The sequence below is a fragment of the Nocardia sp. NBC_00508 genome, assembly GCF_036346875.1.
Taxonomy (GTDB): Bacteria; Actinomycetota; Actinomycetes; order Mycobacteriales; family Mycobacteriaceae; genus Nocardia.
Genome location: NZ_CP107852.1, coordinates 5,980,568 through 6,003,423 on the forward strand (window position 1 = coordinate 5,980,568; position 22,856 = coordinate 6,003,423).

The window sequence follows — 22,856 nt, forward strand, 5'->3', positions numbered from 1 at the left end:
GAAAGGAGCGGTTGGGGTGGAATCGGCGGCGCTGGGTACCGGGCGACTGGGTGGTCTGTTCGGGTGCGATCACGCGCTGTTCGTCTATGGCACGCTGCAGTTTCCCGAAGTATTGCAGGTACTGCTCGGAAGAATCCCGTCGCTCGAGCCTACAGAGCTGACCGGCTGGCGCGCGGCTGCGCTGCCGAGCCGGATATACCCCGGCTTGGTCGCCGCGCCGCGCCGACTGACCCGTGGCGCGGTGCTCAGCGGTCTCGCCCCGGCGGAGTGGGCGGTCCTCGACGCGTTCGAAGACGACGAATACGACCTGCGCAGGGTGCGCGTCGGGAGCGGTCCGGTGTGGACCTACGTCTGGACGGCCGCCGCCGATCCGGCGGACTGGCAACGGGATCGCTTCGCGGCCGAGCATCTCACGCAGTTCGCCGCGCGTTCCGCCCGGTGGCGCATCGCTCCGTATTCCGCATCGGCCGAGGGAGCGTCGGAATGATCCGCCAGCGCGGTCTCCGGTTTGCAATTTCAAGACGACCGGTCGTATAGTCGAGCCATGGCGCGACCGCGACGTAGTGAAGACACCCGGCGACTTCTGGTCGAGGAGGGCGCCGCGGGGTTCCTGACCAACGGCTATCACGGCACCGGGCTCAAACAGGTCCTGGACAAGGTCGGCGTGCCGAAGGGCTCGTTCTACAACTACTTCGACAGCAAGGAGAGCTTCGGTCGCGCGATCGTCGAGCACCACTCGCTGTGCGTGCAGCGAAATCTGACCGAGGCGTTCGCAACCGCGTCCGACCCGGTGAGCGGGCTGCGGGCGTTCTTCGGGCGACTGATGGACGATTTCGTCGCGGCCGATTTCACCGGCGGCTGCCTCATCGCGAACCTGGGCGGCGAACTGGAAGGCAGCGAGCTGCTGCGGGAATCGCTCTCGGCCGCGTGGGGTGCATGGCGTGACCGCGTCGCCGAGCAGCTGGCGCATGGGCAGCGGCTCGGCATGATCCGCGCCGATATCGATGCCACGGAACTGGCCGACCTGCTGCTCGAATCATGGGAGGGCGCGGTGATCAGGATGAAGATCGACCGCACCATCGCGCCGCTGCACAAGTGCTTGGATCGCCTGCTCGGCGACTATTTCCTGCCCTGAGTCAGGGTTGTTCCGGCCGGTGCCTTCTCTTACTCATTCAAAGACGACCGGTCGTATTTCACGAGAGAAGGAGAGAAATGGCGAAGACGGTCATCGTGACCGGTTCCTCCAGTGGGATCGGGCGCGATATCGCACGGGCGTTCGTGGAACGCGGCGACAACGTCGTGCTCCACGGGCGAGACACTGCCAAGCTTTCCCGGGTCGCCGCCGAACTCGGTGCGCCCGAGCAGGCGGCCACGGTGGTCGGCGACATCGGCGCGCCTGCGACGGGTGCCGCCTTGGTCCAGGCCGCCGTCGAGCGGTTCGGCGGCGTGGACGTGCTGGTCAACAATGCGGGCATCTTCGGGGCCAAACCCTTCGTGGAGGTCACCGAGCCGGACCTGGACCGATATCTGCACGGAAACCTCAAGGGCACCTACTTCACCACGCAGGCCGTGGTGCGACGGCTGCTGGAGCAGGCCAGAGGCGGCAGCATCGTGAACATCGGCACGGTGCTGATCGACCACGCCCTCGCGGGGTTGCCCGCGTCGGCGGCGCTGATCAGCAAGGGAGGTGTGCACGCGCTGACCACCAGCCTCGCCGCCGAACTCGCGGCCGACGGCATCCGGGTCAACGCGGTCGCCCCCGGCATCATCCGCACCCCGCTGTTCGGCGACGGCGACGAAGCGGCCTCCGGCAGGTTGGCGCTGCTCAACCGCATCGGCGAAGTCGCCGAGACCACCGCCGCGGTGCTCTATCTCGCCGACGCCGCGTTCACCACCGGACACATCTTCCCCGTCGACGGCGGGTTCATCTCGGGAAGGGCAGCCTGATGCCATACGTGAACATCAAAGTCACCGACGAAGGCGTAACGCGCGAGGAGAAGGCACGACTGATCAAGGGCGTTACCGATCTGCTGCACGACGTGCTCGGCAAGGCGCCCGCGAGCACCTTCGTCGTCATCGACGAGGTCGCGCTGTCGGACTGGGGCGTCGGCGGGATGAACGTCGAAGAGTGGCGTAAACAGCAATCCTGAACCGCGAAACCCCCACGTGGACATACGATTTGGGCGTCGTCGAGCTCGCATGAGCGGCGGCGCCCGAACTCGTCACGCAAACGTCACACCATGGCCGTTACGTTTCCACCCGCAGCCGAGATCCTGGTACGACCGACACAGCTCGACGGAGGGGAGCTGCGATGCCATCGCTACTGGAGATCTCGACCCACTTCTTCCTACAGATCGTGGTCATCCTCGTGACCTACCGCCTGCTCTGGCCGCTGTTGCGGCGGCTGGGACAAGTGCAGGTGGTCGCCATCATGATCGCGGGCTTCCTGCTCGGGCCATCTGTGCTCGGCTGGGCGTGGCCGCAGGCGCAGGAGTGGTTGTTCCCGACGAAGCTCGCGGTGGGAGGCACGAGCATCGTCCACCCGAACCTGACCGCCATCTACGTGGTCGGCCAACTCGGCCTGGTGCTGTACATGTTCCTGGTCGGCAGCTCCTTTCAGCTCGATATCTTCGGCAAGCACCTGCGTCAGGCCGGGGCCACCTCGGCGACCGGCGTCGCGGTGCCGATGGTGCTCGGCGGCGCGGTCGGCTGGTGGATGGTCGCGCAGGGCGGATTCTTCACCGACGGCGTGGCCGACTGGCAAGGCGCGCTGTTCCTCGCCGCCGCCGTCGCGGTCACCGCGTTCCCGATCCTGGCCTGGATCGTCTACGACTCCGGGGGCGGAAACTGCCGGAGCAGCCGGAACAGCCGGCCGCGGACCCGGCGCGCGTCTGACGCCGCCCGGACCTGACATGCCGAACGCGCCGGTTCCGACCGGCGCGTTCGGACGCAGCCCTGCCTACACCCGCAGCGCGTGCGGTTCGATCGCGCCGCGCACCAGCGCCCGCGCGTCGATGGTCTCGGCCTGGTACGGCAGCAGCGCCAAGCGATCGGTCATGCCCTTGACCGGGTCGTCGATCGGTTCGGCCAGACCGAACAGGAACGACCACTCGTGTTCGTCGCTGCCGTAGTGCACGACGGTGCCGAACTGCTCATGGAAGCGCTGCCAGGACCGCTTCAGCGTCTCGTTGCGCCACATGGTCGCGCATCCGGCCTGAGCGCTGAGCACGCCGCCGGGCGCGAGCAGCGCGCGACATCGGGACAGGAACTCCGCCTCATAGAGCCGGTTGTGCTGCGCGTCCTCGACGCGCTCGTCCGGCAGGTCGATCACGATGACGTCGTAGCGGGTGCCCGCCTGCGCTGCCGAGGCGAGGAAATCCCAGCCGTCGGCATAGTGCACCGTGACCGGCCCCTCGCCCTTGACCGCGGCGGCCAGTTCGTCGCTGGTGTAGCCGTAGGGCAGGTGCCGGGCGCAGAGTTCGACCTCGAGCTGGTCGATGTCGACGTGATCGACGTGGGTGGCGCCCGCGGCGACCGACATCTGGCTGGCCACGCCCTCGCCGGAGCCGATGATGAGCACGTTGTCCAGCTTCTCGGCCAGCGTGAAGGCGGGGACCATCATGGCCTCGTGGTAGGTCAGCTGGGAGAACTCGGTGGACTGGCGGTCGTCGTCGGAGAACAGGCTGATGCCCTGGTCGGTGCGCGCGATGACCATGTGCTGGAACGGGGTGTGCGTGTCGACGATCACCTCGTGCAGGTCCCAGATACGGGTCAGGCCCGCGCCCACCGGTTCCTCGATTCGCTGGCCGCCGTGTCCCCTGCGGATGACCTGCATTCGAACGTCCCTGGGGGACAACTTATCCCGGAGCAGTTCGACCGCCTTCGAGGCCCCCGCGCCGATGCTGCCGCAGGTGAAGACGTCGACGAAGATGTCGCCGGACTCCGGATAGGTGTGAATCGAGGCGTGGGACTCCGACAACAGCGCGAGGACGGTCACCCCCTGCGGTTCGAACTTCTTGTGTACGACATCGCAGATGGTGACGCCCGCCGCGATCAGAGACTCACGCAACGCCGATTCGAGTCGTTCGAGATCGTCGCAGAGGGCTGCGTCGACACCACCGAACTCGGCCAGCACATGCCAGCCGGTGAATTCCGCCGTCATGGGCAAACTCACTCTCGCTCAGCGCCCGAGACATGAACGGTCAAGGGCGGAAAACCATTGAAGGACACCGACGAATAGCTCGCGGTATAGGCGCCGGTGTCGGGGATTCGAATGCGATCACCGGCTCGCAACGTGGTCGGTAGGAGGACTCGCGTGCGTTGATACAGTACATCGTCGCCGTCGCAGGTCGGACCGGCTACCACCGCCTCGTCGACGGGGTCGCCGTCCCGGTCGGTGACGAACCGGTAGGCGATGTACTCGTTCTCGGTCTCGGCCATTCCGTTGTAGCGGCCGATGTCGAGATACACCCAGCGTCGTCCGTCCGGCGCGGTGCGGACGCCGACGACCTCGGCGTGAATCGTGCCCGCCGAACCGACCAGCGCGCGGCCCGGTTCGACGACCAATCCGGTTTTCCCGGAAAGGAATTCGGCCGCGGCGTGGTTCACCGCCGCGGCGATCTCACCCAGTGCGGGGGCGGAATCGGCGTAGGAGATCGGCAGCCCACCGCCGATGTTCACCCAGCCGACCGGAATGTCCTTGTCCGCCAACGCTTCCACGATCCGGCCCGCCTGTTCGATGCCGATCCGCCACGCGGTGGGGTCCAGTTGCTGGGAGCCGACGTGGAAGTACGGTCCGGTGACCACCAGCCCGAGATCCCTGGCCCGGACCAGCAGCCGGAACGCCTCGCCCGGGGTGCAGCCGAACTTCGTGCCGAACGGGGTGCGCGACTCCGGCGCCGAAGCGAGGAAGCGGCACTCCACCTCGGAGCCGGGCGCGTGCTCGGCGATCCGCAGCAAATCGTCTTCGGTGTCGAAGGCGAAGCGGCGTACGCCCTGCGCGTAGGCCAGGGCGATGTGGGCGCCCTTCTTGATCGGGTTGCCGTAGCACAAACGTTCCGGCGCCACCCCGAGCCCGAGGCACAGGTCGATCTCGCCGATGCTGGCGACGTCGAACTCCGCGCCCTCCTCGCCGAGCAGGCGCACGATCTCCGGCACCGGGCTCGCCTTGACGGCGAAGCGGATCCGCGTCGCGGCGCCCCGGTCCCCGGACAAGGCGGCATCGAGCGCGCGGTAATTTTCGCGGACACGCTCGGGGTGGATGACAAGGTACGGCGATTCGGGCATAGTTGATCTTTCGCTTGGGCAGCGGGGGAGAGAGTATCAGCGGCCCCTACCCAGAAACGAATCCGTCAAACCTTGGATTCGCCGCAGAGTCGCCGAACCCCGTCCTGATGCCGGGATCGAATGCTGACCTGCGTGGATGCGGGACCGGCAGGCGGTGCGGGCTCAGCCGGCGGACACCGTGACATCGTCGAAGACGACCTCGCCGGCGGCGTCGGACTCGGCGAGATCGACCACCGCGTCGATCGACCAGCCATGGTCGCCCGCCGGGTCCTCGAGCACTTGCCGCACCTGCCAGAATCCCGGTCTTCGTTCCACCTGGAACAGCTGCGGGCCCCTGGCGTCGGGGCCGATTCCGATCCGCTCGTACTCCGCGAAATAGTCGGCCAGCGCGTCCGCCCAGTCCAGGCCCGGGCTCAGCTCGGCGAGGTCGTCCCAACGCCGTAGCGCGGCCAGTTCGACGCGGCGGAACATCGCGTTACGGACCATGACCCGGAAGGCGCGCTCGTTCGCGGAGATCGGGCGCACCGTCTCCGCACCGAAGGCGACCTGATCGGCGTCGGTCTCCGCGCCGGGATTGGTCAGCTGTTCCCATTCGTCCAGCAGACTCGAATCCACTTGGCGGACAAGCTCGCCGAGCCACTCGGTGATGTCGTCGAGTTCCTCGGTGCGCGCGGACTCGGGCACCGTGCGCCGCAGCGCGCGGTAGGCGTCGGCAAGGTAGCGCAGCACCACGCCCTCCGAGCGGGCCAGCTCATAGAAGGAGATCAGCTCGGCGAAGGTCATGGCGCGCTCGATCATGTCGCGCACCACCGACTTCGGCGCGGGCGCGAACTCCGACACCCACGGATGCCCGGCGCGGTAGGTCTCGTAGGCCGGTTCGATCAGCTCGGCCAGCGGCTTGGGCCAGGTCACCTCTTCGAGCAGTTCCATCCGCTCGTCGTAGTCGATGCCGTCGGCTTTCATCTCGGCGATTGCCTCCCCGCGCGCCTTGTGCTGCTGGGCCATCAGCAGCTGGCGCGGATCCTCCAACGTGGATTCGATGAGCGACACTACGTCGAGGGTATAGCTCGGAGAGTCTTTGTCCAGCAGCTCCAGCGCGGCCAGCGCGAACGGCGACAGCGGCTGGTCGAGCGCGAAGTCCCGCTGCAGGTCGACGGTCAAGCGGGCGCGGCGGCCGTGCGCGTCCGGTTCCGGCAGCTGCTGGACCACCCCGGCGTCGCGCAGCGCGCGATAGAGCCGGATGGCGCGCAGGATGTGCCTGCGCTGGGCCGGCCGCGGTTCGTGATTGTCCTCGAGCAGGTGGCGCATGGCGTCGAAACAGTTGCCCGGCCGGGCGATCACGTTCAGCAGCATGGCGTTGGTGACGGCGAAGCGCGACACCATCGGCTCCGGCTGGGCCGTGACCAGGCGGTCGAAGGTGTCCTCGCTCCAAGAGACGAAGCCTTCCGGCGGCTTGCGCCGCTGCACCTTGCGCTGTTTCTTCGGGTCGTCGCCCGCCTTGGCCAGCAGCCGGGTGTTCTCCACCTCGTGGTCGGGGGCCTGCACCACGACCGTGCCCATGGTGTCGTAGCCCGCGCGGCCCGCGCGACCCGCGATCTGGTGGAACTCACGGGCTTTCAACCGTCGGGTACGCACGCCGTCGAACTTGGTCAGACCGGTGAGCAGCACCGTGCGGATCGGCACGTTGATACCGACGCCCAAGGTGTCGGTGCCGCACACCACCTTCAGCAGCCCGTCCTGGGCGAGTCGCTCCACCAGGCGGCGGTATTTCGGCAGCATGCCCGCGTGATGGACGCCGATGCCGTGCCGGATCAGCCGGGACAGCGTCTTGCCGAAGCCCGCCGCGAACCGGAACTCGCCCAGCGCCGCGGCGATCGCGTCCTTCTCGGCGCGGGTGGCGAAGTTCACGCTGGTCAGCGCCTGCGCACGCTCCAGCGCGGCGGCCTGGGTGAAGTGCACCACGTAGACCGGCGCCTGGTGCGTGGTGACCAGTTCTTCCAGGGTCTCGGTGATGGAGGTGCGGGCGTAGGAGAAGCTCAGCGGCACCGGGCGCTCGGTGCCCGCGACGATCGCGGTGGAGCGGCCGGTCCGGCGCTGCAGGTCACGGGCGAAGAAGTCGACATCGCCGAGCGTCGCCGACATGAGCAGGAACTGGGCCCGGGGCAGTTCCAGCAGCGGGACCTGCCACGCCCAGCCTCGGTCGGGATCGGCGTAGAAGTGGAACTCGTCCATCACGACTTGGCCGACGGCGGCGTCCGCGCCCTCGCGCAGCGCCAGATTGGCCAGGATTTCCGCGGTGGCGCAGATGATCGGCGCCTCCGGGTTCACCGCGGCGTCACCGGTGACCATGCCGACGCGCTCGGCGCCGAACACCTCGCAGAGGGCGAAGAATTTCTCGCTCACCAGCGCCTTGATCGGCGCGGTGTAGTAGGTGCGTATGCCCTGGGTGAGGGCGAAAAGGTGTGCGCCGACCGCGACCAGCGATTTTCCGGAACCGGTTGGCGTGGCGAGGATGACGTTCGATCCGGACGCCAGCTCCAGCAGCGCTTCGTCCTGGGCCGGATACAGCGGGGTGCCCTGCTCGGCGGCCCACATCCCGAACGACTCGTACAGCGCATCGGCGTCGGTCCCCGGGATGTCGAGCAGTTCGGTCAGATCCACTCCGACCACCCTACGGCCTCGCTATCGGCGGCTCGTGCAGGGGCGATCGGTACTCCGACCGCGCCGGAGGTCAGTCCTGCTCGTCCTTGTCGTCGCCGTTGTAGCCGCCCTGCTCGGCGAGGAATCGTTCGAACTCGGCGCCCAGCTCGTCACCGCTGGGCAGCTCGCCGTCACCGACCAGCAGACTCGACTGGCGCTCCTGCGCGGTGACGAAGCTGTCGTACTGCCGCTCCAAGGCGTGCACTACCGTCTCCACCTCGACATTGCCCGCGATGTGCTCGTTGACCTGTTCGCGCACGCGTGCGGCGGCCTCACCGAGCGCGGCCAGCGGAAATTCCAGGCCCGCGTTGTCGGCGACGTTCTCGAGCAGGGTCTGCGCGGCCTCCGGGTAGGCGGTCTGCGCCAGGTAGTGCGGGACGTGCACCGAGAAGCCGACCGACTCGTGGCCGTGCTGGGCCATCCGGAACTCCAGCAGTGACGAGGCACTGCCCGGCACCTGGAGTTCGCCCGGCCACCGCTGATGCTCGGAGATCAGATCGCGATTCGAGGAATGCGCGGTCACCCCGAGCGGGCGGGTGTGCGGAATCGCCATGGGAATCGCGCTCAGCCCGATGCTGCGCCGCACGCCGAGCTGTTCGGCGAGCAGGCGCACCGCGGTGGTGAACTTTTCCCAGCGCAGGTCCGGTTCCAGGCCCGAGAGCAACAGGAACGGGGTACCCGCGGTGTCGCGCAGCGCCCAGAGGTTGAGTTCCGGCTCGGCGTACTCGGAGAAATGATCGGTCTTGAACGTCATGAGCGGGCGCCGCGAGCGGTAGTCCAGCAGCTCGTCCACATCGAACGAGGCGACCAGTTCGCTTTCGAGGCTCTCGCGCAGGTGCGTGGTGGCCAGGCGCACCGCGTGTCCGGCGTCGGTGAAGCCTTCCAGTCCGTGCACCAGGACCGGGCCCGCGCCGTCGGCGGACGACAGCTGCGGAGCGGGGAACTCCAGTTCGTACATTCGCGACTCGTAGTCCATCGCGTACTCCTTCCTGCGCGGTTCCTGCGGCTCGGACGCGCACCTCACGCGCCAGTGTGGTTGCCTGCCCGATCGTTCGCCACCAGTGGTGGTAGTGCGGGATGAGCAGTCGGCCGAGACGGGGACCACTGTCCATTGTCCCCTATGCCGATCACGGTCAGCGTGCACGGCCGGACACCGACCCGTACTCCGAGGCAACAGCATCGGCGGCCCGCGCATTCCCGGCCCGGCGGCGTGGCATCTCCGGCTGCGCGCCGGGAGTTTGGCACAGTGAGTGCGTGACGATGGCGGATTCGACGCGCAGGCGACTGGGCTGGACGATGCCCGTCGTGTGCGCCATCCTGCTCGCCGGGTGCGGGTCGACGGTGCCGGGACGCCCCGCTTCGTCGGCGCCGACCACGGTGACCCGGCAGGTGAGCGCCGAACTGCCGACGCTGCTGCCGGATCCGGAGCAGTTCCCCGCGGGGTATCCCGCGGTGGTGCTGCCGCAGGAGGCCGTGGCCCAGGCGGCAGGCGATCTGGACGGCATGGGACGCGGTGCCAGTGTGCAGCCCGCCCGGTGCGTACCGCCGCAGCAGGATTTCGGACCTGATCGGACGGCGATGGCGGTCGGTACGGACGAGGCCACGCGGGCCACGTTGACCGTCGAATTGGCACGCACCGACGAGCCGTTGGCATCGTTGCGCGCCAGGCTGGCGCACTGCGGATCGGTGCGGGTGACTCGCGCGGGCGCCACGACCACGGTGCTGACCGAGATGGATGCGCCGCCACCGGCCGACGCCGACGATACCGTGGCGCTGCGCAGGACCGTGCGGCCGGAGTCGGGCGGTCCCGGGCTGACCCAATCCATGCGGACACTCCTCGCCCAGCTCGGGGATGTGCGAATCTCGGTGACGTACATGTCCTTCGACGACGGGGAACCGGATACTGCTTCGCTGGACGCACTGTTCTCGACGGCCGTGCTAAAGGTGCGACAGGGGTAGTGGCGGCTGATCCTGGACCGGCCCCGGCGGCACGGTAGCAGCCTCCACCGACATCGATCGCGGTCGCTACGGCCACGTAGGCGGATCGTGCACAACACGAAGCGAATTCCCCAGGCAGGCCGAAACCGCCAGGTCGTCGCCGGTTGATCGAGAGCGCGGACCGGCAGACTCGGCGCATGACCACTTCCGCGACACCCTTTCCCGCTCCTGAACCGGTCGATTCCGAGCCCGCGGACCGGCGCAGCGCGCTCCGGCCGGGCCTGCGTAGCCGACGTGCGTCGACCTGCCCCGCTTCTTCCGGTGCCGCACGACCCGGCTCTGTCGATGCCGTTGCGCGGAGGACGTTGTCGAAGACAACGGAAGCCAGGGCAACCGTGGCGGCCGATGGGCCTACCCACGTCGATCCGGCTCGACAAGCCCGGTGTCGCGACGAGCCTCCGCCCTTCGTCCGGGATGTGCCGGAACACGCTGTGTGCGTGGACGATCCGGGCGAACTGATTGCTGCCGTACCAGCGATGCTGGGGTTCACTCCGGAGCGGTCGGTGGTGGTGCTGGTCCTGCGTCATGGAGTCGGGCACGCCGCGGTGGTCGACGCGGTGGTGCGGTTCGACCTGGATTCGCCCGAAGGACGGCGGGTGCGGTCCGGGACGCTGGCCGCGGCCGTCACCCGGATCTGCGGACACGAGCGGGCCGAAGTACTGGCGGTCCTGGTCGACGATCGCGCCGAAGAACCTGAAGCCCACCCCGACCGCCATCGCTGCGCCGCCGGACGATTCGACGTGCTGGTCGGCGCACTGGGTAGACGCTTGGCGATGTCCGACATCGCGCTCGCCGGGGTATGGGTAGTACGCGAGATCGCCGCTGGGCAGCGCTGGTGGACGCTGGCGGGGCCGGACCAGCGGGGAGCGCTCCGGGATCCGGCCTCCTCGATGGTCGCACTGACCCATGTGCTGGACGGCAGGCCGATCCGCGGCTCCCGCTCCGAACTCGCCGAATTGGTCGTGGTGGATCCGTCGGCGCGTACCGAAGTGGCGGCACACTTGGATAATGCGCTTGCCCTCGCCCGGGAGCGCTATGCGCGGGCCGCGCGTCGTGGTGATCCGAACGAATACAGCAGGCAGGCGCTCGACTACGTGCTGTGGCAGATCGCCAACGTCGCGTCCGGCACGGCGCTGATGGCGCCCGAACTCGCGAAACTGGCTGCCGCCCTGCGTGATCGGGCCGTCCGGGACACGATGTTCGCCTTGGCCGTCGGCGATCATGCCGCCGCGGCTGAGGCGCTGTGGGGAGCGCTGACCCGCGCACTGTCCGGTCCGGATCGCGCCGAAGCGGCGGCGCTGCTCGGCTACAGCGCATATGTTCGCGGTGACGGGCCGCTGGCGGGCATCGCCTTGGAGGCCGCGCTCGAGGCGGATCCGGGACATTCGATGGCGGTGTTGCTCGATACCTCATTGCGTCTGGGGATGCGTCCGGAACAGTTGCGGCGACTGGCCCGCAGCGGCTACCAGACCGCCGCGGACCTGGGCGTCGACCTCGGCACGCCGGCGCCGTGAACACGCTGGGCGTGTGGGGTGCCGAGTCGGCGGCGCGTCATTACCGGAACGAGATTTCGGACTACCGCACCGAGGGTCGCGTAATCCACGCTTCGTCCGGAAGCCCGTTGCCCGCACCGCGGCGTCGGCTCGGCCGGACCGGTGTGGTTGCGCCCGCCCGAGCCGGTGTGTGGCTGACTCGGGCGGTGCGGCGCCGGCTACTGTGCGCTGTGCGCGCGGGAACCGAGCGACTGGAGGAAAGCCCGGGCGTCGGTGACGATCTCGTCGAGGTCGTTGTGCTCGGGCCGCCAGCCGAGTTCGGCGATGGCGCGCTCGCTGGAGGCGATCAGCGTCGCCGGGTCGCCGGGACGGCGCGGTGCGTCCTGCGCGGCGATCGGCAGACCGGTGACGCGCTCACACGCCGAGATCACTTCGCGCACGGAGAATCCGGTACCACTGCCGAGGTTGTAGATCCGGTGGGTGCCGCCTTCCGCGCTCGCCAGGGCCAGCAGATGGGCCTGGGCCAGATCGCGGATGTGGATGTAGTCGCGGACCGCCGTGCCGTCCGGGGTGGGCCAGTCGGTGCCGAAGACCGAGATCGCCTTGCGGTGCCCGGCCGCGACCTGCAGCACCAGCGGGATGAGATGCGTTTCCACCACCCGGTTCTCGCCGAGACCACCGTAGGCGCCCGCGACGTTGAAATACCGCAGGCTGGTCGCCGCCAGCCCGTGCGCGATCGCATAGGAGGTGATGGCATGGTCGATGGCCAGCTTCGACGCGCCGTACGGATTTGTCGGCCGGGCCGGGGCGTCCTCCGTAATCGGCACCTGCTCCGGTTCCCCGTAGACGGCCGCGGTCGAGGAGAAGACCAGCCGCGGAGTGCCCGCGCGGCGCATCGCCTCCAGCAGCTCGAACGTCTTCACCACGTTGCCGTGCCAGTACTTCTCCGGCTGCTGCACCGACTCGCCGACCAGCGACTGTGCCGCGAAATGCAGGACACCGTCGAAGTTTTCGGCCGCCAGCAACGCAGGAGCGGCCACCGCGACGTCGCCCTCGACGAAGCGGGCGCCGGAGGGCACGCCGTCGGCGTTGCCCGTGGACAGGTCGTCGACCACGACGACCTCGTGCCCGGCTTCGAGCAGAACCTGTGCGCAGACGCCGCCGACATAGCCCGCGCCACCCGTGACCAGAAGTTTCACGCGTCAGACCAGCTTCACCTGGACAGCGTGCGCCATCTCGTCCGACAGCTCGAAACCGTCGTGCCCCGGCACGGTGATGACGACCGAGCCCGGCTTGTTCTCGACGGTGACGCGCGCGTCCGGCACGACGCCCGCCTCGCGCAGCCGGCCGATGACCTCCGGGTCGGTCTGGATGTGCTCGGCGAGCCTGCGCACGACCACGGCGTGCACCTGCCCCTGCGGCAGATCCGACAGCCGTACCAGTTTCTCGTCGGTGGCGGCGGGCGGCACGACGCCCAGTTCGTCCAGACCCGGGATGGGGTTGCCGTACGGGGACGTGGTGGGGTGGTTGAGGACCTCGACGAGGCGTCGTTCGACGTCCTCGCTCATCACGTGCTCCCAGCGACAGGCCTCCGCGTGCACGTTCTGCCAGTCGAGTCCGATGATGTCGACGAGCAGCCGTTCGGCCAGCCGATGCTTGCGCATGACGGCCACCGCCATGCTGCGACCCTTCTCGGTCAGCTCCAGATGACGGTCTCCGGCGACCAGCAGCAGCCCGTCGCGCTCCATCCGCGCGACCGTCTGGCTCACCGTCGGGCCACTCTGCTCGAGGCGCTCGGCGATCCGGGCGCGCAGGGGCACCACGCCCTCCTCCTCGAGGTCGTAGATGGTACGGAGATACATCTCCGTGGTGTCGACCAGATCCTTCACCTGTTAACCCCTTCGTCGGCACGAATTCTACCCACGCACGCCGACACCGCCGTATGCCGGATCGTGTCGCTCCGCGCTGCGCACGACATCTCCGGCGGCGCCGCGGGTACCCGCTCGGCGCACGGCAGACAGCCGTGGTCGCACTTGCTTGTATTTGTACTGCATAGGAACGTTCCGCGGGGTCCCATGCTTCCCGCTAGCGTTGCGAGTATGGCCACTGCACCGCGCGGCGAAGCTCCGGCGCCGGCGTCGTCCGGGACGAGCCGACCGGCAACTGTCGTCTGGACCGATCGCTTTCTGGATTACGCCTGGACCCCGGAGCATCCGATGAAACCGGCCCGCCTGAAGTTCACCATGGCGCTGGCGGAAAGTCTCGGCTTGCTCGAGGGTGTCGAGCTGCTCGAACCCGCCGGCGCGGGACGCCAGGACCTGCTGCGTATTCACACGTCCGACTACCTCGACGCGGTCGAACACGCCGTGCCGCCGGTCGGTTCGCCCGCCGCGCCGCCCTATGGCTTGGGTTCGCCGGACAATCCCGTATTTCCACGCATGCATCAGGCGGCGTCGACGATCGTCGGCGGCACTTTGACCGCGGCCCGTGAGATCGCGGAGGGACGCACCAAGCGTGCGGTGAGCATCGGCGGCGGCATGCACCACGCGATGGCCGATTCGGCCGCCGGGTTCTGCGTCTACAACGACCCAGCGGTGGCGATCTCCTGGCTGCTGGACCACGGTTTCGACCGCATCGCCTACCTCGATGTGGACGTTCACCACGGCGACGGTGTGCAGCGCGCCTTCTACCGCGACCCCCGCGTGCTGACCATTTCGCTGCATCAGCATCCGGCGACCCTGTGGCCCAACACCGGTTGGCCGGAGGAAACCGGCGCGGGCGCGGCGGAGGGCACGTCGATCAACCTGGCGCTGTTGCCGGGCACCCGGGATGCGCAGTGGCTGCGTGGTTTCCATGCGGTGGTTCCCGGTGCCGTTGCCGCGTTCCGTCCACAGATCGTGGTCAGCCAGTGCGGGGTGGACACGCATCGGGAAGACCCGCTGGCCGACTTGGAACTCACCGTCGACGGTCAGCGCGCGGCGTTCCGCGCGATGCGCGACCTCGCAGACCAGTACGCCGAAGGGCGCTGGCTCGCCGTCGGTGGAGGCGGATACGGCCTGGTCCGGGTGGTGCCACGAGCGTGGACGCACCTGCTGGCCACCGCGTTGGATCGCAGCATCGACCCCGCGACACCGATACCGGGGGACTGGATCGACGGAATCCGCGCCCAGGCTCCGCAGGCGGATCCCCCGCGCACCATGGGAGATGGCGGTGACGTTGCTTACCGTCCATGGGATGGTCCCGGCGGCACCGGGGAGACTGGGGACGTGCGGCTCGACCGCGCCCAACGCGCTGTCGACATGGCCGTGCTGGCCACCCGCCGAGCGACTTTCGGGTTGCTGGGCCTCGATCCGGAGGACCCTCGTGACTGACTTCCCCGACACCGACGTCCCAGTCGCTCCGCCTCCGCAGCACTGGTTCGCCGATGTGCTGGCCTCCGACGGCGGCGTCGTGCGGCTGCGTCCGATCACGCCCGACGACGCCGCTCGCCTGCAGGAATTCCACAGCGCGCTGTCCGACCGCACCAGGTATCTGCGGTATTTCGGTCCGTATCCGCGGATCTCGCCCAAGGACCTGTACCGGACCACGCATGTCGACTACCGCGACCGAGTCGGGTTGGTCTTGGAACTGGGCGAGGCGATCGTGGCGGTGGGCCGCTACGAGTTGCTGGACCGGGTGGGGCCGCGGGCGGCCGAGGTCGCGTTCGTGGTGGCGGACGGGCATCAGGGGCGCGGGCTCGGTTCGATTCTGCTGGAGCACCTGGCCGGCGCCGCCGCCGAGAACAAGATCGAAACTTTCGTCGCCGAGGTACTCGCGGAGAACACCGTGATGGTGACGGTCTTCCGTGACGCGGGCTATCAGGTCGAGCGCAGCAGGGACGGGTCGGTGCTGCATCTGGAGTTCGCCATCGACCCCACCGAAGCGCTGTTGTCGGTCCGTGATTCGCGCGAACGTGCCTCCGAGGCACGCAGCGTGGGCAATCTGCTCGCGCCGCGGTCGGTCGCGGTCATCGGCGCCACCCCGGCGGCCGGGCGGGTCGGCGGAGCGGTATTGGCGAACCTGCTGTCCGGGGCTTTTCAGGGGCCGGTGTTCCCGGTGAACCCGCACCGCAAATCGGTGCGTGGGGTACGTGCGTACGCGACGGTCAGGGAGATCCCCGACGAGGTCGATCTCGCCGTGGTCGCGGTGCCGCCCGCGGCGATCGGGTCGGTCCTGGACGACTGTATGGCCAAGGGCGTCAAGGGACTCGTGGTGCTGACCGCGGGGTTCGGTGAAACCGGCCGGGACGGTGTGGCGGCCGAACGCGAACTGGTCGCCGCCGCCCGCGGTCACGGCATGCGGGTGGTCGGACCGAGCGCACTCGGCATCGCCAACACCGACCCCGGGGTGTCCATGAACGCGACCCTGGCCCCGGTACTGCCCGGACGGGGACGGATCGGATTCTTCTGTCAGTCGGGACCATTGGGCGCGGCCATCCTCGGCGAGGCGGCGGCGCGCAAACTCGGCCTGTCGACGTTCGTGTCGGCGGGTAACCGTGCCGACGTCTCCGGCAACGACCTGCTGCAGTACTGGGACAGCGATCCGGACACCGACGTAGTGCTGCTGTACCTGGAGAGCTTCGGCAATCCGCGCAAGTTCTCCCGGATCGCGCGCCGGGTGGCCAGAACCAAACCGATCGTCGCGGTGAGCAGTGGCCGCTCGGTCGCACAGCAGGCCGGTGACATGGACCGGTCGATCGTGCGGGATCTGTTCGCGCAGGCAGGCATCGTGCAGGTCGACTCGATCTCCGAGCTGTTCGACTGCGCCGCCCTGCTCGGCTATCAACCGCTGCCGCGCGGCGAGCGGCTGGCGGTGGTCGGCAACAGCACGGCGCTCAACTGGTTGGCTGTCGACGCGGCCAAGGGCGAGGGCCTGCAGGTCGGCGATCCGGTGAATCTCGGCCCGCAGGCCACGCCGGGCGCCTATCTGGACGCGCTGGTCGCGGTCCTGCGGTCGGACGAGGTCGACGCCGTGATCGTCGTTTTCGCGCCGCCGGTGGCACTGCCGACCGCCGGATTCGCCGACGCGATCCGCGCGGCGGCGGCCGCCGTGCCCGAGGCCGAGAAACCGATTCTCACCACGTTCGTCGCCGAGCAAGGGATTCCGAACCTGCTCGCCGTGCGCGGCCCGGGCGCCACCGCGGTGCACGGGTCGATTCCGTCGTATCCCGATCCCGAACGCGCCGCACGGGCACTGGCCCGGGTGCGGCGCTACGCCGAATGGCGGACCAGGCCGGTGTCCGTGGTGGTGCGGCCGCACGGCATCGACACCGACCGCGCCCGCCAGCTGGTGGCGGACTGGATGGCCGGATCGGGCGGTCGCCGGCTCACCGATCTGGAGACCGTGGAACTGCTTGCCTGCTACGGCATTTCGGTCGTGGAGTTTCGCGAGGTGCGCACCGCCGACGAGGCGGTCGCGGCCGCGGAGGAACTCGGCTACCCGGTGGCGGCCAAGGCGACCGGCGAATTGTGGCGGCGCAGGGCGGATCTCACCGGCGTCCGGCTCGACCTGTGGCGGCCGGAGGCGGTGCGACAGGGGTACACCGATCTGGCCGAGCTGTGCGGTGATCCGGTGCTGCACATCCAGAAGATGGCCACCAAGGGCGTCGGCTGCATCCTGCGCGTGCAGGACGATCCGTCCTTCGGTTCGGTGATCGAGTTCGGCCTGTCCGGCCTGATCATCGAACTCCTCGGCGACCGCGCCTACCGGGCGCTGCCGCTGACCGCCGACGAGGCCACCGCGCTGATCGACGCACCGCGCGCTGCCCCGCTGCTGTCGGGTACTCCGGCCAGCCCGCGGGTCGACAAAGCCGCCCTCGCCGAGCTGGCCCAGCGCATTTCGGCCCTCTTCGACGACCTACCGGAGATGCGCGAACTATCCTTCGACCCGGTACTGGCCTCACCCAGCTCGGCCGAGATCCTGTACGCCCGTGGCCGCATCGGCCCGGAACCGAGCCGTTTCGACACCGGTCCGCGTCGGCTGGGTTGAGGTCGCTTCGGCGAGGCGGGCAGAGCAGATACGACACCGCCGACCGGCTCGTGCGACGCCCGGAGGGGCACGCACGGTCACCGGTCGGCGCGGGAAGGTGCCCTCCGCGGAGGGGGCACCGAGCCGAACGCCGGAGCTGTCTGCGAGCTACCGGCGCCGGGGACGATCAGCTGGCGTAGGCGCGGAGCCGGTCGGCCCGCTCGCCCTTGCGCAGCTTCGACATGACTTCACGCTCGATCTGACGCACTCGCTCGCGCGAGAGGCCGAAGAGCTTGCCGATCTGGTCCAGGGTGCGCGGCTGGCCGTCGTCCAGCCCGAAACGCAGCCGGATCACCTGCTGTTCGCGCTCGTCGAGGGTGGCGAGCACGCTGCGCACGTCGTGGTGCAGCAGACCGGCGATGACGGCGGACTCGGCCGAGGTGGCCTCGGAATCCTCGATGAAGTCGCCCAACGGCGCCTCTTCGTCGTTGCCGACCGGCATATCCAGGCTCACCGGATCACGGCTGTGGTCGAGCAGATCGGAGATCTTGTCCACCGGGATACCCGACTCGACGGCCAGTTCCTCGTCGGTGGCCTCCCGGCCGAGCTGCTGGTGCAGTTCGCGCTTGATCCTGGCCAGCTTGTTCACTTGCTCGACCAGGTGGACGGGCAGGCGAATGGTGCGGCTCTGGTCGGCCATGCCGCGAGTGATGGCCTGCCGGATCCACCAGGTGGCGTAGGTGGAGAACTTGAAGCCCTTGGCGTAATCGAACTTCTCCATGGCCCGGATCAGCCCGAGGTTGCCCTCCTGGATGAGGTCGAGCAGCGGCATTCCGCGGCCGGTGTAGCGCTTGGCGAGCGAGACAACAAGGCGCAGGTTGGCTTCGAGCAAATGCGACCGGGCGGCCTGACCTTCGCGCACGACGAGGGCTAGATCCCGCTTCCGGCTGGTCGACAGCCGCTTACCGGTTTCCAGCAGATTCTGCGCGTAGAGGCCCGCCTCGATGCGCTTGGCCAGCTCGACCTCGTCGGCAGCCGTGAGCAGCGCGGTCCGGCCGATCCCGTTCAGGTACACACGTACCAGGTCGGCGGCGGGGCTCTGGGCGTCGAGGTCCGAATCGCTGGGGCGCACACGAGTGGTGGCGGGGCTTGTCATGACTTGCCTCCTGTCGGTGGTGTCTCACTCCGATCAACGGACCCGACAGGAAGAAAGTTCCCCGTTACGGCGCACATAAACCGCTCTGAGCTGCAGTTTTCTGCCATCTCGTCTGAGAAGTTCCTGAGAAGCACCGCGTCGCGGAGCGATCCCCCGGCCGGGACCGGCGCCGGCCGCCGCGCAGTTGCCGTACGGTTACACGGCCCGTACCAATCCGTGACGTACCAGTCCGGTGACGACGGACAACGCGTCGGCCGCGAACTCGGCGGTCACCTCCTCGCAACCGTGGGCGAGCGCCAGTAGTTCGACCAGCTCATATAACGGCAGGCCGTCGGCTCGCATTCCCGCCAGCAGCGAGATGGTGGTCTCGTCCACTTCGTGCTGCCAGCGCGGGCCGTCGCCGCGATGCAGCCGCGCCACCTCCGGCGCCCAGCCGTCGGCCCCGGGCAGATACACGCGCTCCAGCGCGGTCGCCGGGTCGACCACGAAGCGGGAGGACCAGGCGAGGTTCTCGTCACCGGCGACGGCGCGCAGCCAGGCCGAGCGCTCGAAATACCGGACCGCCTCCTCGCCGAGTGGGTCGTCGAAGCCGTGCGTGAGGTCCTCGGCGAGCAGTTCGGTCGGACCGTCGATGGCGCGCAGGTAGACGAAACCGAACCCGATGCCCTCGACATCGGCGGCGGCGAAGGCGTCCAGCCAGCGCTCCGCACGGGCTTGCGCCGCCGGATCGCGCGGGTCCAGGCCCGCGTCACGCAACCAGGTGCCGACGTACAGGGCGGGATCGGCGACGTCGCGCTGCACCACCCAGGCGTCGACACCGTGCGCCGGCAACCAGGACGAGACGCGCCCACGCCAGTCTTCGTCGTCGACATGCACCCATGCGGCCAGCATCGAAGCGGTGCCTCCGGGTGCGAGCAGGTCGGCTGCCTGGGAGATCACCAGTTCGCTTGCACCGTCGAGCGCGAGGCCGGAGTCACGATAGGTGTGCTCGATGCGAGCGGGGCCGACCACGAACGGCGGATTGGCCACGATCTGATCGAAGCGTCTGGTCCGGACCGGCTCGAACCAGGAGCCGTCGACCAGTTCGATGTCCACGTCGTTGAGTGCTGCCGTGGCTTCGGCCAGCCACAGCGCGCGGGCGTTGACATCGGTGGCCGTGACCTGCTGGGCGTAGGAGGCAGCGTGTATCGCCTGCACTCCGCAACCGGTGCCGAGGTCGAGCACCGTGCCGACCGGGCCGGTGGGTGTTGCGCGCAGCAGCGAGAGTGAGGCGTGGCCGACGCCGAGCACGTGGTCCTCGGTCAGCGTGCGCCTGCGCATCGCGTCGTCGAGATCGGACAGAATCCATCGGGTGCCCGCACCCGCGTCCAGCGGCCGCAGGTCCAGCGCCGCCCGCACAGTGTCGCCGTGGCGGTCGAGCAGCCCCGCGGCGACCGCGTGGTCCACATCCACCGGCGCGAGTGCGGCGGCGACCTCCCGTGCGGGCAGCGCGTCGCCGAGCAGCAGCAGGCGGATGAGGGCACCGAGTTCGCCTGCGTCGCGTGCCGCCCTGCGCACCGGAACCGGCTCGGAGCGGCCCAGTGCCGCGTGTGCGTCGCCGAGCACCGCGAGCAGGGTGTCGGCGTCGTAGCCGACCCTGGTCAGGGCGGTTCGCAGGTCCGGGCACAGCGCGGCGAGCAGTGATCCGGTGGTGGTCGATCGGTTCGCAGGCACATCGGTACTCTGCCACCGCGACCACCTGGCATAGACCAGGTGCCCTCGTGTCACAGCACCGCGCGCTTCGGCCGAGGCCGCGCCACAGTCGACAGACCCGTGCAGCGCGCTGATCGGCGATCCACGCCGGCTGGCCGGAAGAGAATCACTGGGCCGCAACGAGTCACAAGGCCAGTGGACGCGAGCGCACTGAGCCTGCCGGGGGCGTGTCGGCAACGGTAGGTCGCGCCGCGGATGCGAGTAGTGCTGTGCCGGAAGCGGTTCAGATACCGTTCGGGTCGCGCGCGGTCACGCAGTACAGCGCGTCGCTGGGGTCGCTCAGAACGATCCAGTGCTCACGACGTTGCACCACGGTCGCGCCGAGCGATTCGTGCCAGGCGGCGGTGGCCTCGATGTCCTCCGCGGCCAGGTCTATGTGCGCGCTGGTCGGGCGGTTCTCACCCAGGCGCTGCAGAAGCAGGTGCGCGGGCAGCTGCTCCTCCGAGCGTAGCCGGGTGAACTCCGGCCGCCTGCCGGGCTGGAACGTCCAGCCGGTCAACAACTTCCAGAAACGGGTCTCGACCTCGTGATCGGCGGGGCCGATATCGAGGCACACCTGGTCCAGGCGCGACAGTGTGCCGTCGGGCGCCCGCATGGCGGGGGCGGGCGTGCTCGTGGCTCGGCCGCTCGGGGTGAGGCAGAACGTCTGGCCACCGGGGGAGCGCAGCACGGCGTAGTGAGGATGGTTGGCGACGAGTTCGGCGCCCAGGTCGAGCGCGGTGCGGACGGCGGACGGGATGTCGTCGACGTCGAGATCGAGATGGACGCCACCCAGGCCGGTCACCGCCTGCATCTTGATGCTCGCGGCGGCGAACAGCGCCGGGTCGGGTAGCAGGGTGAGGAACTCGTCGTCCGGGCCGCGCCGGGGAGAGAGCTGGGTCCCGGTCACCGTGGACCAGAATTTCGCGCAGTCGTCGAAGCGCTGCGTCGGGCGGTCCAGGAAGACCCAGATCCACCGAATCATGTTCGCTCCTGTCTCGTTCCCCGCAACATACCGAAGTGGGTGATCATCGTGCGGACGGCTTCGATGCACATTAGGGACCCCCACGCACGTTGTCGAGAACATAGCGACGCCCCGTCGAATGGCACGAATTTGATGGTATGTGGCATTCCAGCCACTCGTTGCGGACGCAACGTTCCGGCAGGCTCAGCGGGTGACCGAACTGCAGACGCCGACCCCGGTTCCCGTCGACTCCGCGTCCCGCCACCGCCTGCACCCGGCATGGCTGGTCGCTGGTGTCGGCTTCATCGCGCTGCTGGGCGCCGCCGCCTTCCGGTCGGTGCCGAGCGTGTTGCTCGATCCGCTGCACGAGGAGTTCGGCTGGTCGCACGGCACCATCGGTACCGCCGTTTCGTTGAATCTCCTGCTCTACGGACTGATCTCGCCCTTCGCCGCGGCGCTGATGGACCGCTTCGGCATCCGCAGGGTCGTGGCCTGCGCGCTGGTGCTGGTCGCCGCGGGCAGCGGGCTGACGGTCTTCATGTCCCAGCCCTGGCATCTGATCCTGACCTGGGGCCTGCTGGTCGGTGTCGGGGTGGGGTCGATGTCGATGCCCTTCGTCGCGACCATCACCGGTCGGTGGTTCGTGCGCCAGCGGGGCCTGGTCACCGGCGTGCTCACCGCCGCGGGCGCGACCGGGCAGTTGATCTTCCTGCCAGTGGTGTCGGCGCTGGCGCACGCGCACGGCTGGCAGTTGCCGTCGCTGATCGTCGCCGTCGCCGCGCTGGCTGTGGCGCCACTGGTGCTGCTGTTCATCCGTGACTATCCGAGCGACGTCGGCGCGCGGGCCTACGGGGCCGAGCCGGACAGTCCGGCCGGGCTGCGCGTGCCCGCGGCCGGTGGCGCCTCGCGTGCGCTGACCGTGCTCGGCACGATCGCGCGCAGACCCGGATTCTGGTTGCTCGCAGGCGGTTTCGCGGTCTGTGGCGCATCGACCAATGGGCTGGTCGGCACCCATTTCGTCAGCGCGGCACACGATCACGGCATGCCGCCGACCACCGCGGCGAGCCTGCTGGCGGTCGTCGGCATCTTCGACGTGGCGGGCACCATCGCGTCGGGCTGGCTGACCGACCGGGTCGACCCGCGCTACCTCCTGATCGGTTACTACACGCTGCGCGGCCTCTCGCTGCTGATCCTGCCCGCGTTGCTGGGTCCGGACACCCAGCCCAGTCTGTGGGTGTTCATCATCTTCTACGGCTTGGACTGGGTGGCCACGGTGCCGCCGACGGTCGCGCTGTGCCGCGAGCTGTTCGGCGCCGACGGCCCGGTCGCGTTCGGCTGGGTGTTCGCCTCGCACCAGATCGGCTCGGCGGTGGCGGCCACCGGCGCGGGCGTCATCCGTGACCTCCAAGGCAGTTACGACCTGGCGTGGTATATCGCCGGCGCGTTGTGTGGCACCGCAGCGATGATGTCGGCGGTGGTGCGCCGCGCCCCGCAACCGTCCTGACATTCGGTGAGTTCAGCG

General features: G+C 69.0%; 19 protein-coding genes. 10 read left to right on the plus strand and 9 right to left on the minus strand.

The annotated features are described in order from the left end of the window. The first annotated feature begins 16 nt into the window (after positions 1-16). The 5 genes from OHA40_RS26825 (at position 17) to OHA40_RS26845 (ending at position 2,911) form a co-directional block, all read left to right on the plus strand. Positions 17-487: a gamma-glutamylcyclotransferase family protein gene (locus OHA40_RS26825; RefSeq protein WP_330229625.1), complete on the plus strand. Its 471-nt coding sequence runs from the start codon at positions 17-19 to the stop codon at positions 485-487. A 57-nt stretch (positions 488-544) separates the two neighbouring features. Continuing rightward, positions 545-1,135, plus strand: a complete 591-nt coding sequence (locus tag OHA40_RS26830; RefSeq protein WP_330229626.1) for a TetR/AcrR family transcriptional regulator — start codon at positions 545-547, stop codon at positions 1,133-1,135. A 77-nt stretch (positions 1,136-1,212) separates the two neighbouring features. Beyond that, positions 1,213-1,947 (plus strand): SDR family NAD(P)-dependent oxidoreductase, encoded by a 735-nt coding sequence (locus OHA40_RS26835; protein ID WP_330229627.1) that lies wholly within the window; start codon positions 1,213-1,215, stop codon positions 1,945-1,947. Then, positions 1,947-2,150: a tautomerase family protein gene (locus OHA40_RS26840; RefSeq protein ID WP_067473115.1), complete on the plus strand. Its 204-nt coding sequence runs from the start codon at positions 1,947-1,949 to the stop codon at positions 2,148-2,150. The genes OHA40_RS26835 and OHA40_RS26840 overlap by 1 nt, the downstream gene beginning before the upstream one ends. A 161-nt stretch (positions 2,151-2,311) precedes the next feature. Next, positions 2,312-2,911 (plus strand): cation:proton antiporter domain-containing protein, encoded by a 600-nt coding sequence (locus OHA40_RS26845; RefSeq protein ID WP_330229628.1) that lies wholly within the window; start codon positions 2,312-2,314, stop codon positions 2,909-2,911. A 48-nt stretch (positions 2,912-2,959) separates the two neighbouring features. On the opposite strand, the gene speD is transcribed toward OHA40_RS26845, so the two are convergent. The 4 genes from speD to OHA40_RS26865 form a co-directional block, all read right to left on the minus strand. Beyond that, complete coding sequence (gene speD, locus OHA40_RS26850) at positions 2,960-4,162, minus strand: adenosylmethionine decarboxylase (RefSeq protein WP_330229629.1); 1,203 nt, start codon at positions 4,160-4,162, stop codon at positions 2,960-2,962. Positions 4,163-4,170: 8 nt separating this feature from the next. Then, positions 4,171-5,286, minus strand: a complete 1,116-nt coding sequence (locus OHA40_RS26855) for a type III PLP-dependent enzyme (protein ID WP_330229630.1) — start codon at positions 5,284-5,286, stop codon at positions 4,171-4,173. Between the two features lie 162 nt (positions 5,287-5,448). Then, positions 5,449-7,947, minus strand: coding sequence for a DEAD/DEAH box helicase (locus OHA40_RS26860; RefSeq protein WP_330229631.1), 2,499 nt, complete (start codon positions 7,945-7,947; stop codon positions 5,449-5,451). A 70-nt stretch (positions 7,948-8,017) separates the two neighbouring features. Continuing rightward, entirely contained in the window at positions 8,018-8,962 is a 945-nt protein-coding gene (locus OHA40_RS26865) for a PAC2 family protein (RefSeq protein WP_330229632.1), read from the minus strand. A 284-nt stretch (positions 8,963-9,246) separates the two neighbouring features. Between OHA40_RS26865 and OHA40_RS26870 the strand changes: the two genes are divergently transcribed. Both OHA40_RS26870 and OHA40_RS26875 read left to right on the plus strand, forming a co-directional pair. Beyond that, on the plus strand, positions 9,247-9,945 hold the full coding sequence (locus tag OHA40_RS26870; protein WP_330234397.1) for a DUF5642 family protein: 699 nt from the start codon (positions 9,247-9,249) through the stop codon (positions 9,943-9,945). Between the two features lie 476 nt (positions 9,946-10,421). Beyond that, positions 10,422-11,498: a DUF4192 domain-containing protein gene (locus OHA40_RS26875; protein WP_330229633.1), complete on the plus strand. Its 1,077-nt coding sequence runs from the start codon at positions 10,422-10,424 to the stop codon at positions 11,496-11,498. A gap of 197 nt (positions 11,499-11,695) precedes the next feature. Here the strand turns inward: OHA40_RS26875 and galE are convergent, their stop codons facing one another. After that, positions 11,696-12,676: a UDP-glucose 4-epimerase GalE gene (galE, locus tag OHA40_RS26880; RefSeq protein WP_330229634.1), complete on the minus strand. Its 981-nt coding sequence runs from the start codon at positions 12,674-12,676 to the stop codon at positions 11,696-11,698. A 3-nt stretch (positions 12,677-12,679) separates the two neighbouring features. After that, the gene (locus OHA40_RS26885; protein WP_330229635.1) at positions 12,680-13,366 is read right to left on the minus strand and encodes a metal-dependent transcriptional regulator; all 687 of its coding nucleotides are present in this window, start codon (positions 13,364-13,366) and stop codon (positions 12,680-12,682) included. Positions 13,367-13,576: 210 nt separating this feature from the next. On the opposite strand from OHA40_RS26885, the gene OHA40_RS26890 reads away from it, so the two are divergent. Further along, positions 13,577-14,848, plus strand: coding sequence for an acetoin utilization protein AcuC (locus OHA40_RS26890; RefSeq protein WP_330229636.1), 1,272 nt, complete (start codon positions 13,577-13,579; stop codon positions 14,846-14,848). Then, complete coding sequence (locus OHA40_RS26895) at positions 14,841-17,504, plus strand: bifunctional acetate--CoA ligase family protein/GNAT family N-acetyltransferase (protein WP_330229637.1); 2,664 nt, start codon at positions 14,841-14,843, stop codon at positions 17,502-17,504. Before OHA40_RS26890 ends, OHA40_RS26895 begins: the two co-directional genes overlap by 8 nt. 166 nt (positions 17,505-17,670) lie before the next feature. Here the strand turns inward: OHA40_RS26895 and OHA40_RS26900 are convergent, their stop codons facing one another. The 3 genes from OHA40_RS26900 to OHA40_RS26910 all read right to left on the minus strand — a co-directional run bounded on the left by OHA40_RS26900 (position 17,671) and on the right by OHA40_RS26910 (position 21,355). Continuing rightward, positions 17,671-18,639 (minus strand): sigma-70 family RNA polymerase sigma factor, encoded by a 969-nt coding sequence (locus OHA40_RS26900; protein WP_330229638.1) that lies wholly within the window; start codon positions 18,637-18,639, stop codon positions 17,671-17,673. Positions 18,640-18,834: 195 nt separating this feature from the next. Beyond that, positions 18,835-20,352, minus strand: a complete 1,518-nt coding sequence (locus OHA40_RS26905; protein WP_330229639.1) for a class I SAM-dependent methyltransferase — start codon at positions 20,350-20,352, stop codon at positions 18,835-18,837. Positions 20,353-20,614: 262 nt separating this feature from the next. Then, positions 20,615-21,355: a VOC family protein gene (locus tag OHA40_RS26910; protein WP_330229640.1), complete on the minus strand. Its 741-nt coding sequence runs from the start codon at positions 21,353-21,355 to the stop codon at positions 20,615-20,617. A 190-nt stretch (positions 21,356-21,545) separates the two neighbouring features. Between OHA40_RS26910 and OHA40_RS26915 the strand changes: the two genes are divergently transcribed. After that, entirely contained in the window at positions 21,546-22,838 is a 1,293-nt protein-coding gene (locus tag OHA40_RS26915; RefSeq protein WP_330229641.1) for an MFS transporter, read from the plus strand. The last annotated feature ends 18 nt before the right edge of the window (positions 22,839-22,856 follow it).

Bases quoted from the DNA above. Each gene is read 5' to 3' on its own strand.
- OHA40_RS26855 (WP_330229630.1), bottom strand. From the start codon at position 5,286: ATGCCCGAATCGCCGTACCTTGTCATCCACCCCGAGCGTGTCCGCGAA.
- OHA40_RS26865 (WP_330229632.1), bottom strand. From the start codon at position 8,962: ATGGACTACGAGTCGCGAATGTACGAACTGGAGTTCCCCGCTCCGCAG.
- OHA40_RS26835 (WP_330229627.1), top strand. From the start codon at position 1,213: ATGGCGAAGACGGTCATCGTGACCGGTTCCTCCAGTGGGATCGGGCGC.
- OHA40_RS26845 (WP_330229628.1), top strand. From the start codon at position 2,312: ATGCCATCGCTACTGGAGATCTCGACCCACTTCTTCCTACAGATCGTG.
- OHA40_RS26910 (WP_330229640.1), bottom strand. From the start codon at position 21,355: ATGATTCGGTGGATCTGGGTCTTCCTGGACCGCCCGACGCAGCGCTTC.
- speD (WP_330229629.1), bottom strand. From the start codon at position 4,162: ATGACGGCGGAATTCACCGGCTGGCATGTGCTGGCCGAGTTCGGTGGT.
- OHA40_RS26830 (WP_330229626.1), top strand. From the start codon at position 545: ATGGCGCGACCGCGACGTAGTGAAGACACCCGGCGACTTCTGGTCGAG.
- OHA40_RS26900 (WP_330229638.1), bottom strand. From the start codon at position 18,639: ATGACAAGCCCCGCCACCACTCGTGTGCGCCCCAGCGATTCGGACCTC.
- OHA40_RS26840 (WP_067473115.1), top strand. From the start codon at position 1,947: ATGCCATACGTGAACATCAAAGTCACCGACGAAGGCGTAACGCGCGAG.
- OHA40_RS26890 (WP_330229636.1), top strand. From the start codon at position 13,577: ATGGCCACTGCACCGCGCGGCGAAGCTCCGGCGCCGGCGTCGTCCGGG.
- OHA40_RS26870 (WP_330234397.1), top strand. From the start codon at position 9,247: ATGGCGGATTCGACGCGCAGGCGACTGGGCTGGACGATGCCCGTCGTG.